The 15,825-nt window shown below is 58.5% G+C and carries 16 protein-coding genes; 9 read left to right on the top strand and 7 right to left on the bottom strand.

The features are described from left to right. Positions 1 to 76: 76 nt before the first annotated feature. Entirely contained in the window at positions 77 to 889 is an 813-nt protein-coding gene (locus C4J89_RS18875) for a DUF1206 domain-containing protein (protein ID WP_124415279.1), read from the bottom strand. 107 nt (positions 890 to 996) lie between these two features. Here C4J89_RS18875 and C4J89_RS18870 point away from each other — a divergent pair, with 107 nt between their 5' ends. Together C4J89_RS18870 and C4J89_RS18865 are read left to right on the top strand one after the other, a co-directional pair. After that, positions 997 to 1,758, top strand: a complete 762-nt coding sequence (locus C4J89_RS18870; protein ID WP_124415278.1) for a methyltransferase domain-containing protein — start codon at positions 997 to 999, stop codon at positions 1,756 to 1,758. A gap of 140 nt (positions 1,759 to 1,898) precedes the next feature. Beyond that, positions 1,899 to 3,245 carry a DEAD/DEAH box helicase gene (locus tag C4J89_RS18865; protein ID WP_124363855.1) on the top strand — a complete coding sequence of 449 codons (1,347 nt, stop codon included), beginning with the start codon at positions 1,899 to 1,901 and terminating at the stop codon, positions 3,243 to 3,245. Positions 3,246 to 3,359: 114 nt separating this feature from the next. Here C4J89_RS18865 and C4J89_RS18860 read toward each other — a convergent pair whose 3' ends face one another. Next, positions 3,360 to 3,632 carry a hypothetical protein gene (locus C4J89_RS18860; protein WP_124371465.1) on the bottom strand — a complete coding sequence of 91 codons (273 nt, stop codon included), beginning with the start codon at positions 3,630 to 3,632 and terminating at the stop codon, positions 3,360 to 3,362. Positions 3,633 to 3,788: 156 nt separating this feature from the next. Here C4J89_RS18860 and C4J89_RS18855 point away from each other — a divergent pair, with 156 nt between their 5' ends. Continuing rightward, positions 3,789 to 4,190, top strand: a complete 402-nt coding sequence (locus C4J89_RS18855) for a transcriptional regulator (protein WP_124363853.1) — start codon at positions 3,789 to 3,791, stop codon at positions 4,188 to 4,190. Positions 4,191 to 4,231: 41 nt separating this feature from the next. On the opposite strand, the gene C4J89_RS18850 is transcribed toward C4J89_RS18855, so the two are convergent. The 3 genes from C4J89_RS18850 to C4J89_RS18840 form a co-directional block, all read right to left on the bottom strand. After that, positions 4,232 to 5,101 (bottom strand): DUF6279 family lipoprotein, encoded by an 870-nt coding sequence (locus C4J89_RS18850; protein ID WP_124415277.1) that lies wholly within the window; start codon positions 5,099 to 5,101, stop codon positions 4,232 to 4,234. A 67-nt stretch (positions 5,102 to 5,168) separates the two neighbouring features. Next, on the bottom strand, positions 5,169 to 5,891 hold the full coding sequence (locus C4J89_RS18845; RefSeq protein ID WP_124363851.1) for a TorF family putative porin: 723 nt from the start codon (positions 5,889 to 5,891) through the stop codon (positions 5,169 to 5,171). A gap of 205 nt (positions 5,892 to 6,096) precedes the next feature. After that, the gene (locus tag C4J89_RS18840) at positions 6,097 to 6,276 is read right to left on the bottom strand and encodes a hypothetical protein (RefSeq protein ID WP_003193095.1); all 180 of its coding nucleotides are present in this window, start codon (positions 6,274 to 6,276) and stop codon (positions 6,097 to 6,099) included. A gap of 324 nt (positions 6,277 to 6,600) precedes the next feature. Between C4J89_RS18840 and C4J89_RS18835 the strand changes: the two genes are divergently transcribed. From C4J89_RS18835 to C4J89_RS18825, 3 genes are all read left to right on the top strand, one after another. Continuing rightward, complete coding sequence (locus C4J89_RS18835) at positions 6,601 to 7,437, top strand: S1 RNA-binding domain-containing protein (protein ID WP_057721276.1); 837 nt, start codon at positions 6,601 to 6,603, stop codon at positions 7,435 to 7,437. 53 nt (positions 7,438 to 7,490) lie between these two features. Beyond that, on the top strand, positions 7,491 to 7,889 hold the full coding sequence (locus C4J89_RS18830; RefSeq protein ID WP_124363849.1) for a DUF2177 family protein: 399 nt from the start codon (positions 7,491 to 7,493) through the stop codon (positions 7,887 to 7,889). Positions 7,890 to 8,086: 197 nt separating this feature from the next. Continuing rightward, the gene (locus tag C4J89_RS18825; RefSeq protein ID WP_124415276.1) at positions 8,087 to 9,529 is read left to right on the top strand and encodes an NCS1 family nucleobase:cation symporter-1; all 1,443 of its coding nucleotides are present in this window, start codon (positions 8,087 to 8,089) and stop codon (positions 9,527 to 9,529) included. Here C4J89_RS18825 and C4J89_RS18820 read toward each other — a convergent pair. Then, complete coding sequence (locus C4J89_RS18820) at positions 9,441 to 10,640, bottom strand: MFS transporter (protein ID WP_124415275.1); 1,200 nt, start codon at positions 10,638 to 10,640, stop codon at positions 9,441 to 9,443. The genes C4J89_RS18825 and C4J89_RS18820 overlap by 89 nt on opposite strands. A 103-nt stretch (positions 10,641 to 10,743) precedes the next feature. Between C4J89_RS18820 and C4J89_RS18815 the strand changes: the two genes are divergently transcribed. The 3 genes from C4J89_RS18815 to C4J89_RS18810 all read left to right on the top strand — a co-directional run bounded on the left by C4J89_RS18815 (position 10,744) and on the right by C4J89_RS18810 (position 14,379). Continuing rightward, a complete protein-coding gene (locus C4J89_RS18815; RefSeq protein WP_124415274.1) occupies positions 10,744 to 11,637 on the top strand; it encodes a LysR family transcriptional regulator in 894 nt (297 codons plus the stop codon). Between the two features lie 143 nt (positions 11,638 to 11,780). After that, positions 11,781 to 11,903: a PA1414 family protein gene (locus C4J89_RS27225; RefSeq protein WP_017737772.1), complete on the top strand. Its 123-nt coding sequence runs from the start codon at positions 11,781 to 11,783 to the stop codon at positions 11,901 to 11,903. Positions 11,904 to 12,300: 397 nt separating this feature from the next. Then, positions 12,301 to 14,379 (top strand): FAD-dependent oxidoreductase, encoded by a 2,079-nt coding sequence (locus C4J89_RS18810; RefSeq protein ID WP_124415273.1) that lies wholly within the window; start codon positions 12,301 to 12,303, stop codon positions 14,377 to 14,379. 53 nt (positions 14,380 to 14,432) lie between these two features. On the opposite strand, the gene C4J89_RS18805 is transcribed toward C4J89_RS18810, so the two are convergent. Further along, positions 14,433 to 15,815 carry a sodium:solute symporter gene (locus C4J89_RS18805; RefSeq protein ID WP_124415272.1) on the bottom strand — a complete coding sequence of 461 codons (1,383 nt, stop codon included), beginning with the start codon at positions 15,813 to 15,815 and terminating at the stop codon, positions 14,433 to 14,435. Between the last annotated feature and the right edge of the window lie 10 nt (positions 15,816 to 15,825).

Genomic DNA, 15,825 nt, shown 5'->3' with positions numbered 1-15,825 from the left:
AACCTGAACCGGATCCGCATTGAGCTGCACGGCACAAGGTAGAACTGGCCCAACCCTTCGCTGAGCCGGCATGGAACTACGGCCTCGGCACCCCCGGCACATCCATATTGATCTTGCGCCAGAAGGCTTCAGAAAAGCTGTACGCCGAAAAAGCAATCAGCCCCAAGGCCATCACCATCAACATCAGCCATCCCGCTGGAAGATTCTGCAGCGCGTCCAGGGCTTCTTTCATACCCGGTGGATTCATGGCTTGATAAGTGGAACCGCTGATTGCCAGCAGCAACGCGATCTCTATAAAAACTACTCCACGGGCAATCAGACCGAACCGCGACACTGGTCGGACGTACTGCATGACGTCTTCATCGGCCTCAAAATATTTCTCGAACGAGGCTTTCCACCCCTTGATGATATGAGCAATACCCACACCCAGCGGAACGGGTGCGATCAGGTACACCAACACATTCGAATGATCCCATGACAAGAGATGCGCCAGCCAGTCTTTGGTCTGCCCGCTGGAATTACCCGAGCTTTTAATGCCGCTAATAAGCAGGCCCAATGCAAAGAGCGCGAGAGCGCCGTTAACCATACCTCCCGCTAACAGACCCGCGCGAATTACCAAGCCTTTAAGTTCTTTGCCATGATGGTCCACATCACGCGTAGCTTGCAGAACGCGCCAAGCCGCAAATGCGAGTAGGCCCGCCACCACAAGCCCAACGAGAAAATAGCCGAAGGGTTGGCTAAGCAGTGCTTCCAGGCTCTTGTGGCTGTCTTTCGGCTTTGTCGAATCTTGTGCTGCCAGCAGTGCGAAGATGCCGATGATCAAATACAGCACGCCCCGAGCGGCGTAGCCTCCCCGAGCGAGTATTACCAGGCCTTGTTGTGCGGACATTCGATGTATTCCCGAGCTTTGATACAAAAGCAGACCTCTCTCGCTGGGTGGGGTTCTATTAACAGCAAGCGTCCGTCAGACTCCGGGCTGAATTTCGGAGCCAAGACATGAACCTTGCCAAGCGTGACTTCACCAAACAACTTCTTATTGATGCAGGAATACGTGATGGCATGCGTGTTCTGGATGTCGGCTGCGGAACGGGGGACGTTTCCTTCCTGCTAAGCACTCTGGTCGGCAAGACGGGCGAAGTCGTCGGGGTTGATCACGATGATAATGCGCTTGCTACAGCGCGCAAACGCGAGGTATCCGATAAGTACCCTGCGCCCACTTTCATTCAAAGCGGGTTACTCGACCTTAGTGAATCTATCGGCATGTTCGACGCCATCGTGGGCAGACGAGTGCTCATGTACCAGGCAGATACCGTGGCCACCGTCAGTGCACTGGCCAAGCATCTTCATCCAGGCGGGGTGATGGTTTTCCAGGAGCATGATACGACGATGGCCCCAGCCAGTATTGACGCCTTCACCCTGCACAGAACGGCTCAAGGCTGGATACAGCAGATGATCGCGCGCGAAGGCGCCGACTTGCATATCGGCTTTAACCTGCACGGTATCTTCACCACTGCCGGATTGCGTGTCGCGGATGTGCGTGCCGAATGCGTCGTACAAACCCCTGATACACCTTACGGCCTGGGCTACATCGTACGTGCCTGCTTGCCACGCATCGTCGCGCTGGGGGTTGCTACACCAGACGAGGTCAACATTGAAACGCTGGAACAACGTCTGATTGATGAGCGAAAGCAGTCAGGCGGGATATACGTCGGGGACGTAATGTTCGGGGCGTGGGCCTATAAGCCGGGGCAGTCTTGATCCCAGACACCCCGGTACGGGGAGAAAAATGCTGATAAAAAACAGCTGATTGGCCCTGTTCGCGTAAAGAAACTCGGTTTGGACGCCCGAAACCGGTACCCTATGCAGCTGATATTTTGTATTTCTTCGAGGTAGCACCCGTGTTTTCCCAATTCGCCCTGCACGAACGCCTGCTCAAAGCCGTGGCCGAGCTTAAATTTGTCGAGCCTACGCCTGTGCAAGCAGCGGCCATCCCGCTCGCGCTCCAAGGGCGTGACCTGCGGGTGACGGCGCAAACCGGTAGCGGCAAGACCGCTGCGTTCGTCCTGCCGATTCTCAACCGCCTGATCGGCCCGGCCAAAGTCCGCGTCAGCATCAAGACCCTGATCCTGCTGCCGACCCGCGAGCTGGCCCAGCAGACCTTGAAAGAAGTGGAGCGCTTTTCGCAGTTCACCTTCATCAAGTCCGGCCTGATCACCGGCGGAGAAGACTTCAAGGTCCAGGCCGCCATGCTGCGCAAGGTGCCGGACATCCTGATCGGCACCCCGGGGCGCATGATCGAGCAACTCAATGCTGGCAATCTCGACCTCAAGGAAGTCGAAGTGCTGGTGCTTGACGAAGCCGACCGCATGCTCGACATGGGGTTTGCTGATGACGTGCAACGCCTGGTGGCCGAGTGCGTCAACCGCCAGCAGACCATGTTGTTCTCCGCCACCACCGGCGGCTCGACCCTGCGCGAGATGGTCGCCAAGGTCCTGAACGATCCCGAGCACCTGCAGGTCAACAACGTCAGCGATCTGAACGCGACCACACGTCAGCAGATCGTCACCGCTGACCACAACGTGCACAAGGAACAGATCCTCAACTGGCTGCTGGCCAACGAGACCTACCAGAAGGCGATCGTGTTCACCAATACCCGGGCCGCTGCCGACCGCATCTACGGCCGCCTAGTGGCGCAGGAATACAAGGCGTTCGTGCTGCACGGCGAAAAGGACCAGAAGGACCGCAAGCTGGCCATCGACCGCCTCAAGGCCGGTGGCGTGAAGATCCTGGTCGCCACCGACGTCGCCGCGCGCGGCCTTGACGTAGATGGCCTGGACCTGGTGATCAACTTCGACATGCCGCGCAGCGGCGACGAATACGTTCACCGTATTGGCCGTACCGGGCGTGCCGGCAACGATGGCCTGGCCATCTCGCTGATCTGCCACGGCGACTGGAACCTGATGTCGAGCATCGAGCGCTATCTGAAGCAATCGTTCGAGCGCCGCACTATCAAGGAAGTCAAAGGCACCTACACCGGGCCGAAGAAGGTCAAGGCGTCGGGCAAGGCCGTCGGCGTGAAGAAGAAAAAGACTGACGCCAAGGGCGACAAGAAGAAAGCCGGTGCCAAGTCGCCGACCAAGCGCAAGATCGCCAACCGGCCGAAGACCGACAACCTGTCGCTCGTCAGCAAGGACGGCATGGCCCCGCTCAAGCGCCGCAAGCCGGAAGCACCCGCTGCCGAGTAAGGCCTGTGCTATACGAAAAAACCGGACATCGTCCGGTTTTTTTATGCGCTCAGTTTGATCGCTCCCATGCTCCGCGTGGGAGCGCAGCCAGTGGCGCTCCGCGCCGCTCTTCATTCATTCAGTCTTGGCAGCAGCTTCCTTCAACTCTTTGAGCCGGGCATCGATCAACTGGCATTTGTCGGGAAATTGCGCGCTTTCGGTGTCCAGATCCATCTTCTGCAACTGGTCATTCATCTCCTTGGCTTTGGCAGGGTTCTGCTCAGTGAGCCGGCTCACTTCCTTGGCCAGCGCCTCACGCTTGGCCGTGGCCTCTTCGGGCGTGCAAGCCCAGGCGGGCAGGGCGCCCAGCAGCGTGGCGGCAATGGCCAGGTTCATCAGGGTTTTCATGGTTCGGACCTCCTTGGCGATGATGTTCGGTTGAGGGGGCAAACGTCTGGAAAGTTCAGGGAAATGACGCCCCGTCCATCCAGCTGAACGGCCAGCGCGCGGGCGGGTCACTAGTTCTGACGGGCTAATTTTTCTACGCCTGCAGGAGGAATCAGGATGACGACTTACAACTGGGATCTGATCGAGCGGCTGTTGCATGAAGTGCAAAACGGCGAGGGCAGCTTTGCTCCCCGCAAATACGCTGAGCAGGAAGCCGCCGAGAAGGCCACGGCGGGTGAGCCCACCGGAAATCTGGATGCGTTGAAGAAGACCGCCGCCGATTATGAAGCGCTGTTGTTCAAGCGCGGGTTTATCGAGTCGCGCCCCGAGGAAGAGGGTGGCAATGGTGAGAATTTCATTCTGACCCCGCGAGGTGCAAGCCTGCTCTCGCTGATTGATAGCTCAATCCCGGGGGAGAATCACCCGCGTCATGTGCTGGACCAGCAGGACGACGCGCTGGATGAACAAACCTTTGATCGTGTCGCGTCCGAGGCGGCTATCGCTGGTGGTGCGATTTAGCGTTCACGCGCGAGTGGTAGCGGGTGTGCTCGCTCGCACGTTTATTGGGAAGGTGTGGCCTTCAGGCACTTCAGCGCCTTGAAGTCATTGCGCACAGCGTCGATTTTCTGAGTCAGCTTCAGGCGTTGCTGCGCGGTGCTTTCAGCCATCAGGTCGACGATCAGGCTGCGCGCGGCGGCCTCCGTCTGTGCGTAGGCGCTGCGGTACTCCGGGGTCCACAGGCTTTCACGGTCGACCAGCAGTTGCTGCATCTTGCGCGGGAAATCGGCGCTTTGGCGTTGCTGCACGGCGTCGATGAATTGAGCCTGCCAGCGCGCGCGGTTGCCGATCCACTTGGTGTTCTGGTCGCCCAACGCGGCGGACCATGCCATCACTCGATTCTGCTGGCGGGGACTGAGCGGGCCGATCCAGGCGTCCAGGCGCTTGCTCATGCGTTCGGCGCGTTCCTTGATCTGCTGGGGCAGTGGCGGCTTGAGGTATTCGTCCTGGCGTTTGCGCAGGTCTTTGGCCAGGGCGTCGTTCATCTCCTTGACCTGTTGGTCATCCAGACCTTGCAGCAATTGCACCGCAGTCGGGGTGATTTCACGCGCAATCTCGCCGATGGCCTGCTTGGCTTCGACGGTACGGGTTTGTAAGGCCGCGTCCGTGACCTGATTGCTGTCGACCATCGTTTGCAAGCGGTCCAGCCAATCCAGGTAACCCGGCAATTGCGTGGTGCAGTGCCATGCCAGGTGCTGCTTGAGGCTGTCGTTGAGCCAGCTCTTTTGCCCGGCGTTCATGTCCAGGTAGTCGTTGAGGGTCCAGGGGATGATCACATCGAGATTGCGGTAGGCCAGGCCTACGCGGTTGCAGCCGGCGAGCGCCAGGCTCAGGGTCAGCAATAACGCCAGAAATTTGAGCCGACGCAACATGGGCGGATCCTTGCACGGATGGAGGTTAATGCATGTGAACCTGCGGCGGGGGCGACAGTTCAGCCCATCAATAAAACGATCGCACGGCCTTCAAGGTCAACAGCCCATCACATTGCGAATTGTGTCCGGAGTAGGCCGAACAGTCCCCACCACTGAGGCTGGAGTCGCTGTAGATCAAGTCCAGGTCAATGCCTTTCCATTCCCGGGAGAACTGTACCGACCAGTCGCTGAACGTGCGGATGGAGCCGTTTTCCACCGAAACCGGGGTGCCCAACTGATGGGTGGTGTACTTCATGCTGACCCCGATGCCGAATGGCTGGGTACCGCCGAGGTCGGCAAACAGCGTGCTGTCCTGGCGGTCGGGGTCGTTGCTGAAGGAGGCGCCAAAGCGGTTGCCCAGCAGGTTCAGGCCACCGTAGAACTCCTGGCTGTCCAGGGGGCTGAGCTTGGGATAGCTGTAGTGGATCAGGCCGACTTCGTAGCCCAGGGTCTGGTCGAAAGGGTGTTTGAAACCCATGTAGGAATCGATTTCGAGCGTGCTCTTGGAGGACAGGTCCATATTCGGCGAGAACTGCCCGAAATACACGCCGCTGTCGTGGCTCAAGTCCAGGCCGCCGTGGAACGAGTCGCTGCCGGGCGCGGTGGGCTTGACCAGACCCTGGGCCATGCTGCGGCTGGGCGTGGTGCCCAATTTAAGGTCGAAGTCGCCCAATTCGCGCTGGAATATCTGTGCTTGGGCAAGCGGACTGGCGATTAGCGCGACGATCAGAAACGTGCAGGGTTTGAACATGCTTCACTCCATGAAAAGCGAGGAGCAGTAACGAAAAATCAGGCGGATGCCCGTGCTAGACGTGTGCAAGGATACCGGCGAATGCGCGCAGGTGAGGCCCGTTCGTCGTTTTTGCGCAATAAAGGGTGAAGCAGAGGGTGTTTCGAGCTCTAGTCCTAGCGCCTTGAAGGCAAGACGCTTAGGGACCAGGTGCGTTGCGCAGGTGTTACTTCTTGCCCAGGCTGATCTGCTTGGACGGGCCGAAAGTCTGGCCGCTTACGCCCTTGGCAATTTGCTGTATTTCGCCACCGGACTTGAGAAACGCAGCAATCTGGCTGTTGATCGATTCGCTGGTTTCAACGGCGGGAGCTGGCTTTGCTTTGCTGTTGGATGCTTTTACACGCATGGCGGCCACTAACCTGTAGAAAATTAACTTGGCCAGGCATCGTACAGGAAATACTTGACAATTGCTTGGCAAATATCCCTCAAACATTAACGTAGCGTCTGGATACGCGCCGAACTTGATCGATGATTTAATCAGCTAACTTACTGTTTTAACTCGAAAGCTTGTGATGACGGGGCGTTGGCGACCGGTAAAATTTGTAGGAATGATCAGACGAGCGGGGCGGTGCCACTGTAGCGCCACGTCAGCCTGCGGATTTTTCAGGCGCGCGGGCGTGCCTGACACAAACCGGGTAGAATACCGCCCACGCAATGAGGGTATCTGGAAATGGCTTTAGTCGGGCGCTACAACAGCTTGCAAGTGGTTAAACACACTAACTTTGGTTTGTACCTGGATGGTGCGCAGGACGGTGAAATCCTCTTGCCTAATCGGTATATCCCCAAAGATATTCCCAGTGAAGATGAAGACTGGCTTAACGTTTTCATTTATCTGGACAGCGATGACAAACTTATCGCCACCACTGAAAAACCCAAAGTTCAAGTGGGCGAGTTTGCCAGTTTAAAAGTGGTGGAAGTCAACAGTATCGGCGTTTTCCTCGATTGGGGGCTGCCAAAAGACCTGTTGCTGCCCTACTCAGAAGAAAAACGTCAGTTGAGCGCCGGTGAGTATTGCGTGGTGCATGTCTACCTCGACAAGCACACCAAACGCATCACCGCCACCGCGCGGCTTGACCGCTACCTCGACAAAACGCCGGCCAATTACCAGGTGGGCCAGGAAGTCGACCTGCTGGTGGCCGAAGCCACGGACATGGGCTTCAAGGCGATCATCAACAACAAGCACTGGGGCCTGATCCACAAGAACGAGGTGTTCAAGTTCCTGCGCCCAGGCAAGGAAGAGAAAGGCTTTATCAAGGAGATCCGCGCCGATGGCAACATCAGCCTGAGCCTGCAGCCGGTTGGCCAGGAAGCGGCGTCCAGCCTCAACTCGAAGATTCTTGCCAAGTTGCGTGACAACAACGGCACTTTGCCGGTCAGTGATAAAAGCGATCCTGCTGTCATCAGCAACTTGTTTGGCGTGAGCAAAGGCAACTTTAAAAAGGCCATTGGTGCGCTCTACAAGCAGGGGCAGATTGTGATTCATGCGGACCGCATTGAACTAAGCTGAGTGCGGTTTGCTCTTCTGTAGGAGCAAACTCGCTCCTGCAGTGGACCGGTCCAATGTCGAAAAAAACGCTGTTTGCCTATCTTGGCACCCTGTTCGCCTTCCTGGTGCTCGACGGCCTTTGGCTCGGCGTCCTCATGGGGCCCACCTATAAAAGCCTGCTCGGCTCGCTGATGCTCGACCAGCCGCGCCTGTTACCTGCGGTCGTGTTTTATCTGCTGTACGTCCTCGGTTGCGTGGTGTTCGTGGTCTTGCCCAGCGCCAGCTGGCAACGCGCTGCGCGTTTGGGCGCCTTGCTCGGGTTGGTCGCCTATGGCACTTACGACCTGAGCAATTGGGCCACGCTGCAAGGCTGGTCTGCGGGCCTGGCGGTGATGGACATGGCGTGGGGCACGGTTCTGACAGCGATCTGTTGCACCGTCGGCTACCTGTGTGCACAACGGGTGCGCCAGTGATTGTGTACAGGATTGTCGTGCACCGTTGCTGCGCATATCCCTGATAGCTAAACCTTGATAATCCCTTTGGAGCGCCGTTCAACGTGGATTGTGTGCCATTGGCACGCATCCTGCTGAATGCCTCGTATACAACCCATGTAGCCGACCGTATGCATACCGCTACGTCAGCGCAGGGCGATATTTCGAGGAGTCCAGCGATGACTGAACAATTGCCCAAAGGCTACAGCCCACGGCTGTACAACCAGGATCTGGGCCCACTGCCGCAAAAGTGGACCTGGTACAACATCTTCGCCTTCTGGATGAGCGATGTGCACATCGTCGGCGGCTACGTCTTCGCCGCCAGCCTGTTCGCCCTGGGGCTGGCGAGTTGGCAGGTGTTGATCGCCTTGCTTGCGGGTATCTGCATTGTGCAACTGATCGCCAACCTAGTGGCCAAACCGAGTCAGCAAGCGGCGGTGCCTTACCCCGTGATCTGCCGGCTGGCATTTGGCGTGTTTGGCGCGAATATTCCTGCGGTGATCCGAGGCCTGATCGCGGTAGCGTGGTACGGGATTCAGACGTACCTGGCGTCGAGTGCCTTGATCATCGTGGTGCTGCGCTTCTTCCCGTCGATGGCCATATATGCCGAGCCGCATTTTGCGGGTTTGTCCTACTTGGGCTGGTTCGGCTTTCTCAGCCTGTGGGTATTGCAGGCCGCTGTGTTCTGGGCGGGCATGGAGTCCATCCGCCGCTTTATCGACTGGGCCGGCCCGGTGGTGTACGCGGTGATGTTTGCCCTGGCCGGCTGGATTGTCTGGAAGGCCGGCTGGGCGAATATCAGCTTTACCCTGGCGGAAAAATCACTGTCGGGCTGGCAGGCGTTCGGCCAGGTGATCGTGGCGACGGCGCTGGTGGTGTCGTACTTCTCCGGGCCGACCTTGAATTTTGGTGATTTCAGCCGCTACTGCCGCAGCATGCAGGACGTGCGCCGTGGCAATTTCTGGGGGCTGCCGGTGAATTTCCTGGCGTTCTCCCTGGTTACCGTGGTGATCGTCTCGGGCACCCTGCCGGTGTTTGGCGAAATGCTGCATGACCCGATTGCCACCGTGTCGCGTATCGACAACAGCATGGCCGTCCTGTTGGGTGCCTTTGCGTTTGTCACCGCCACCATCGGTATCAATATCGTCGCCAACTTTGTCTCGCCCGCGTTCGACTTCGCCAACATTGCGCCAAGCAAAATCAGTTGGCGCGCAGGGGGGATGATCGCGGCGGTGGCATCGATCTTTATCACGCCATGGAACCTGTTCAATAACCCGCTGATGATCCATTACACCCTGGATATCCTCGCCGCATTTATCGGACCACTGTTTGGCATCCTGCTGGTGGATTTCTACCTGGTCAAAAAGCAGCGCATCGACGTGGATGCGCTGTTCGATGACAGCCCGAGCGGGCGCTATTACTTCGATGGCGGTGTGAACTGGACGGCGGTCAAGGCTTTGGTGCCGGCGACGTTGATGGGCGTGGCGATCACCTTCACGCCGGCGTTGCAGGGCATGGCCAATTTCGCCTGGTTTACCGGATGCTTGCTGGGCGGGCTGTTTTTTCTGGTGCTGACGCGGCGCGAGAAGGTTCGCGTACCGACCCCTGTGGTCGCCGGCTGATCAATACGCTGCCCGCCACCAACAGGCCGCAACCGGCAATCACCAACGCCGGTTGCAGGCTGCCGCTCCAGTGGCTGCTCACGGAAGCCAGCAGCGGGCCGCTCAATTGGCCGATCGCAAAGCTGGCGGTCAAGAGTCCGGTGTTGCGTTGATAGCCATTGGGCGCTACCTCGCGCAAGCGTGCCATGACCAATTGCATACAGGCCAGAAACGGCGCACCGCACAGTAACACCCCCAGCGCCAGCCCCCAGCCATTGCCCAGCAGGCAAGTGAACACGCCAGCGGCTTGCAGCCATAGCGTGGTCATCAGCCAGCGCCGGGTGGTGTTCGGGTCCTTGCGGCGCAGGCTGGCAATCACCACGCCCGTTGCGGCGGCCAGGCCGAAACAAGGCCAGAACAAGTCGGCCTGCCAGGCGCCTTTGAACTGCGCGCTGGCCATCTGCGACAGGAAGGTGGCCGGAATGATGTAGCCCAGGCCGTACAGGAAGTAGATCCAGCCTAAGTGCGCAATGCTGCTGTTATTGCCGGTGCTGGGGGCGGGTGCAACCGACGCGCTCGGTTTCGGCAAGAAGGGCAGGATGGCCAGTAGCATCACCAGTGCCACTGCGCCATACACCAACCACAGCGTCGCGGAGCTTTGCCCCAGCAGGTTGGAGCCCAACGCCAGCAAACCCGTCAGCAAAATTCCCACCCCCGGCCCCGCAAATACCAGCGCTCCCAGGCGCGGCCTGCCAGCGGCAATCGCCAGTGGCTGGCTCAGGCTGGTGATCATCACCAGGGTCCAGGCGCTGGCGACACCGGTGCCGAAACGCAGCAACAGGTGCGGCCAGAACCCGTGGGCCCAGTATGACGCCAGGGTCAGCAGCACGCAGAGCCACAGGCCACCGTACAAGCGGCCCTTAATATGATGATGACTGCGAGCGAATATCGAGTCCACAGCACCCACGAAATACCCCAGGTAATTGGCGGCCGCGATCAGTCCGGCGCCGGTCAGGTCGATCTGGCCTTCGCTGAGCAGATGCGGCATCTGAGGGGTGAGGGCAAAGCGGCCGATGCCCATGGCCATCATCAGGGCGACAAAGCTGGCGGTTAAGCGAATCAGAGGTGACATGTTCAGGTGTCCTGCAATAAAGCGAAGACCGTCAGGCTAAAGCGGATTGACTTTCTGTAAAAATGAATAATAGTGATGAACTTGTTCAGTTTTGGAGAAAGGTATGGAGTTCAGTCAACTGCGCATCTTCCAGGCGGTGGCGGAGGAGGGCTCCATTACCCGCGCCGCTGAGCGCCTGCACCGCGTGCCGTCGAACCTGTCGACCCGGCTCAAGCAGATGGAAGAACAGCTCGGCGTTGAACTGTTTGTGCGTGAACGCCAGCGTTTGCAGCTGTCTCCTGCGGGTAAAGTGCTGTTGGACTACAGCAGCCGTCTACTGGCGCTGCACGACGAAGCCCACGGCGCCGTGCAGGGCGGGCAACCGGCCGGTGATTTTGTACTCGGCAGCATGTACAGCACGGCAGCGATTCACTTGCCGAAACTGTTGGCGCGTTATCACAAGGCCTACCCGAGGGTGAACCTGCAGGTGCAATCTGCGCCGAGCGGCGAGCTGCTCGAAGGCTTGATCACCGGACGGCTGGATGCGGCGCTGGTGGATGGCCCGCTGGCCCTGGCCACGCTGGACGGCGTGCCGCTGTGCGAAGAGCGCCTGGTGATCATTTGCGAAGCCGACCACCCGCCAGTACGCGGGCCCCAAGACGTCGCCGGCCGCTCGGTATTCACGTTCCGCCGCAGCTGCGCCTATCGTGCCCGCCTGGAAACCTGGTTTTCCCACGACCGCGTGGCCATGGGCCGGGCCATCGAGATTGAGTCTTACCAAGGCATGCTCGCGTGTGTCATCGCCGGTTCCGGCGTGGCGTTGATGTCTGAATCGATGCTCGACAGCCTGCCAGGCAAGGACAGCGTGTCCGTTCATCCGCTGACTGGGCCTTTTGCCACTGCCACCACCTGGTTGATGTGGCGAAAGGGTATGCTCGGCGCTAACCTCAATGCATGGATCGAGCTGCAGCAGGCGGGCCGGGCAGAGTGCTTGCAAGACAGGCGTGAAATTGCTTGAACGATCCGACAGGATTCAGATCCATTCAGTAATAGTTCGTTGTGCTTTCGCACAAGCAATACGTAAGACTTAGCGCTACTATCAATGTAGGAAACGGCGACAGAACAGGCGCCTACTCGCATTACCCTCAAAGGGGGCAAATCATGAAAGAGAAAATTCAAACCTGGCTCCATGACCTTGGCGTTGCGCTGGGTTTGATCGAGCCGCCGCTTCAGCCGGTACCGATTCGTACCGATGATGAGCAACGCCGCCCTCGTCGGCGCTGATCCCAAGCCAACCCAGGATTCGTGTGGGAGCGGGCTTGCTCGCGATGCGGTGAGTCAGTCGATAGATAGTTGACTGGTTTACCGCATTCGCGAGCAAGTCCGCTCCCACATTTGTTTGTGGCAGGTATGAAAAGCGGTTACGCCACCTGGCTCCTTCACTTTCAACTGTCGGAATTGGACCACTCGTTCGTCAGAATTGGCTGGCTTACTCATTTTTTAGGATGAGCGTAGGTTGAATTCCGTTACGGAGCCATGCTCATGGTTCATGGGCTGTTGCAACGTTTATGGAACGGCCCATAAAGCGATCGGAATAGAAAAGCGGCTGCTTCCGTAACTCCAAACTTTAGAAAGCCTCTCTGCGAGGCGTAACTAAGTCAGAGTTATTGGAGACAACGCTATGACGCGCTCTTCCGTTCCGCCAGTCGCCGCATCCCTGATCGCCACACTCGAAAGCATTTTACATATCGCCCCGGTGTCCAGAGCCTGGAAGGCTAACGCTCCCAACAACATCGTGTTTCTCCCCCCGACAATAAACAAACAGGCATTGCTCACACAGATCGGGCTTTTGCGTCCATCAACGATCGTTGTTGGGGACCAGGCCATGGATGCAGACGTTATAGACCTGTGGCGTACAGCCCACCCATTCGGAAACCTCCATCTGATACGCAGAGGCACGAGTCTGGATAAGGTGCAACTGGATCTGTGCGCATTCAGCGGCATTCAAGTGGTCAACACGCCTGGGGTCAACGCGCCGCACGTCGCGGCTTATATGGTGCGCTGGCTGACACTTGCCGATGGCTCGTTACCCCGTGACATCTGCGTACTGGGATATGGCAATGTCGGTCAGGAACTCGTCAAGTTACTGCTTGAGCGAGATCCCGAAGTTCAAATCAAGGTATTGAGCCGATACCGTCTGGCGCCTGACAGGAACGTAGTACAAGGCAGTCGAGTGTCATTTGTGGTGGATTGGTTGGATGCGGTGGGAGGGGCCAGTGCAGTCGCCCTCTGCTTATCGTTGACGAATGACTCTACTCATCGCATTGACCGCGCTCTTATTCGCTGTATGCACCCGCAGGCCCGCCTGGTTTGCGTCGCCAAACCGGACGTCTTCAGCGATGACGCTTTGCAGACCCTGGCGCAAGCCGAGGGCATCCAGCTTGTATTGGACTATGGGCCGATAACACTGGACGCGTTTCGAGTGCGCACGCAAAAGCTCGGTTGCAGTGTCTCTACATGGCGCAACCCGGCGACGCTGACTGCGCAGGCGGCAACTACCGAAGGCTGCCAGTGCGATCTGGATTATGCGGTCTCCATTCAACTGAGCTTGACGGCTTTGCACGGCCTCGTCAGGCGCAGACTTGCGCAGCCATTGACGATCCCCTCTCAACAGATAGACCCCCAGGCGCCACGCGTATCGATCATCGGTAGAGGGATTAACGGCCTGTTCCAAGCCGTGATGTTTCGCCTGGCGAATTATCAGGTCGACGTATACGGCGGCAACCGGCAGAGCGACGGCGCCAGTCACAAGCAGGTGAACATGCGTCATCTGTCAGCGACGGAGACAACGGCAAAACCGCTGCATAACCCGTTCCTGCTGTCAGGAAACCAGCCTTTGGCCGTTGAGTGCAATCGGGCAGGCATTGAACTGTTTGAAAAGCTTTTGGCCGACAACCCGTCGCTGGCCCCCTGTGCACGCGCGCGGATTGTAAGAGCCTATAGGGACGATGCCACTGACGTAGAGGACGCGATCCGCGAGCAACGCGATATCCAAAGAAGGACTTGGCCGAGCGGCAAACCGGGAAGTGAAGTCGCAGAGATCAGCCAACGGCAATTCCAGGCAAGTTATGGCGTCCCTGGCGTCGGTCGGGCCGTGGAAGTATCGGGTTATGAGGTAGCGTTTAATGATCTGACGCGGGAGTTAGAGCGTCTGTTGCAGCGTTCGGGGGTTCAATTTCGGCCGTATCATCTGAACCCGGTACAAATTGGCGAGCTGAGTAAAGATCACTTCGTTGTCACTGCCATGGGGGTAGAGGAACCCACTGTAATCCCGGTCATTGGCTGGTTTTTCAAACTGTGCGCCAAAGATAATGAAGGGGCTGAAATGTGCGGACTCAAGCTGCAGTACGATTTACCTATCGGGGTCATGAATTGCCGCCTGGACGGGGATTACATTCTGATCTCCGGCGGGCAGGTTGCACCTGGATCGACGTCGGAGCACAAGGAACACGTACTCGAGGCGTGCCTTGCCGCGGTATCTCGGCACTTTCCACGGTCCTACCGCAATGCGGTCGAAAAGGGCGACCTGCAAATAATCGAATGTGCCAGGCCGGGCACCTCAGATGGACTGTCGATAGTGCATTGGTCCGCCCACCATCAAATCGCGGCCGGGGGAACCTATGCAGGGGGCACCACACAGGGGTTGGTGTGGGCCTCTTTGGTTCAGGAAACGATTCAGGCCAGAGCGCATGAACGGTGAATGATAAAAAACCGGTGCGACATCCGCTGTCGCACCCGCTGAGGGAACCGCTCTCAAACCGCCCCCGCCACCACCGCCCCCGGTTTACGCGACACCACACTCACCAGCACAAAACTCACCAACGCCACCGCGAGGCTGTAGTAAATCGGGGTGTTTGCGTCCAGCCCATCCTTGAACATGAATACCAACGCGGTCACGAAACCCAGCGTCATCGAGGTGATCGCCCCGCAGGTGGTTGCACGCTTCCAGAAAATCGCGCCGATCAGCGGGATCAGCATGCCGCCTACCAACAGGTTGTAGGCCAGGGTCAGGGCGCTGATCACATCGTTCACCACCAGCGCGATACCCAGCACGGCCATGCCGGTCAGCAGGGTGAACAGGCGGTTGACGCCCAGGCTCGACTGTTTGCCACCGCGCAAGCGTGGCAGTAAGTCCTCGGTTAGTACGGTGGAGGCGGCGAGCAGCCCGGCGCTGGCGGTTGACATCATTGCCGCCAGGGCAGCGGCAATCACCAAGCCACGAATGCCGTCCGGCAGTGAGGCTTTGACGATGGCGGCGAACGCGTTATTGACGTTCTCCAGGTCCGGGATCAGCACGTGCGCGGCCATGCCGATCAAAGCGCACGCCAGGCCGTAAAGAATGCAATAGAAGCCGGCGAACGTGCCTGCGTACTGGGCGACTTTTTCGTCACGGGCAGTGAATACGCGCTGCCAGATGTCCTGGCCGATCAGGATGCCGAAAAAGTAGATCATGAAGTAGGTGATGATCGTGTCCCAGCCGATCGTAGTGAAGCTGAAACTCGACGCCGGCAGCTTGGCCACCAGTTCGTCCCAGCCGCCGACACGGTACAGGCAGATCGGCAGCAGGATGAACATCAGTCCGACGGTTTTGATCACGAACTGCACGATATCGGTCAGGGTCAGCGACCACATGCCGCCAATCGTCGAATACACCACGACCACGCCACCGCCCAGCAGCACCGAGATCCAGAACGGCAGGTCGAACAGCACCTGCAGGACGGTGCCGATGGCCAGGATCGAGGTCACCACGACCATCAGCGCGTAGGCCAGCATGATCACCGCGCTAGCCTGGCGAGCCATGGGGTTGTAGCGTTTTTCCAGGACCTGGGTGACGGTGAAGATTTTCAGTTTCAACAGCGGCTTGGCCAGGAACAGGTTCAGCGCAATGATCCCCGTGCCCAGCGCGGCGCACAGCCAAAAACCGGAAATGCCGTGCACATATCCCAGGCGCACGGTGCCAACGGTGGAGGCACCACCCAGCACCGTGGCGGCCATGGTGCCCATGTACAGCGACGGGCCGAGGTTGCGCCCGGCGACCAGGTAGTCTTCGTGGGTCTTGGCGCGGCGCATGCCGTAGTAGCCGAGCACGAGCATGCCGGCGGCGTAGATGAGTACGACGAATAAATCCAAAGCCATGACGGCGAGT

Source organism: Pseudomonas sp. R4-35-07 (assembly GCF_003852235.1).
Taxonomy (GTDB): Bacteria; Pseudomonadota; Gammaproteobacteria; order Pseudomonadales; family Pseudomonadaceae; genus Aquipseudomonas.
Note: the sequence above shows the minus strand (reverse complement) of the source record. Positions and strands in the feature narration are given on the sequence as shown.

Excerpts from the sequence above, each read along its gene's own strand:
- C4J89_RS18815 (WP_124415274.1), top strand. The coding sequence starts at position 10,744 with ATGGAGTTCAGTCAACTGCGCATCTTCCAGGCGGTGGCGGAGGAGGGC.
- C4J89_RS18875 (WP_124415279.1), bottom strand. The coding sequence starts at position 889 with ATGTCCGCACAACAAGGCCTGGTAATACTCGCTCGGGGAGGCTACGCC.
- C4J89_RS18845 (WP_124363851.1), bottom strand. The coding sequence starts at position 5,891 with ATGTTCAAACCCTGCACGTTTCTGATCGTCGCGCTAATCGCCAGTCCG.
- C4J89_RS18830 (WP_124363849.1), top strand. The coding sequence starts at position 7,491 with ATGTCGAAAAAAACGCTGTTTGCCTATCTTGGCACCCTGTTCGCCTTC.
- C4J89_RS18820 (WP_124415275.1), bottom strand. The coding sequence starts at position 10,640 with ATGTCACCTCTGATTCGCTTAACCGCCAGCTTTGTCGCCCTGATGATG.
- C4J89_RS18855 (WP_124363853.1), top strand. The coding sequence starts at position 3,789 with ATGACGACTTACAACTGGGATCTGATCGAGCGGCTGTTGCATGAAGTG.
- C4J89_RS18850 (WP_124415277.1), bottom strand. The coding sequence starts at position 5,101 with ATGTTGCGTCGGCTCAAATTTCTGGCGTTATTGCTGACCCTGAGCCTG.
- C4J89_RS18860 (WP_124371465.1), bottom strand. The coding sequence starts at position 3,632 with ATGAAAACCCTGATGAACCTGGCCATTGCCGCCACGCTGCTGGGCGCC.
- C4J89_RS18810 (WP_124415273.1), top strand. The coding sequence starts at position 12,301 with ATGACGCGCTCTTCCGTTCCGCCAGTCGCCGCATCCCTGATCGCCACA.
- C4J89_RS18805 (WP_124415272.1), bottom strand. The coding sequence starts at position 15,815 with ATGGCTTTGGATTTATTCGTCGTACTCATCTACGCCGCCGGCATGCTC.
- C4J89_RS18835 (WP_057721276.1), top strand. The coding sequence starts at position 6,601 with ATGGCTTTAGTCGGGCGCTACAACAGCTTGCAAGTGGTTAAACACACT.
- C4J89_RS18825 (WP_124415276.1), top strand. The coding sequence starts at position 8,087 with ATGACTGAACAATTGCCCAAAGGCTACAGCCCACGGCTGTACAACCAG.
- C4J89_RS18870 (WP_124415278.1), top strand. The coding sequence starts at position 997 with ATGAACCTTGCCAAGCGTGACTTCACCAAACAACTTCTTATTGATGCA.
- C4J89_RS18840 (WP_003193095.1), bottom strand. The coding sequence starts at position 6,276 with ATGCGTGTAAAAGCATCCAACAGCAAAGCAAAGCCAGCTCCCGCCGTT.
- C4J89_RS27225 (WP_017737772.1), top strand. The coding sequence starts at position 11,781 with ATGAAAGAGAAAATTCAAACCTGGCTCCATGACCTTGGCGTTGCGCTG.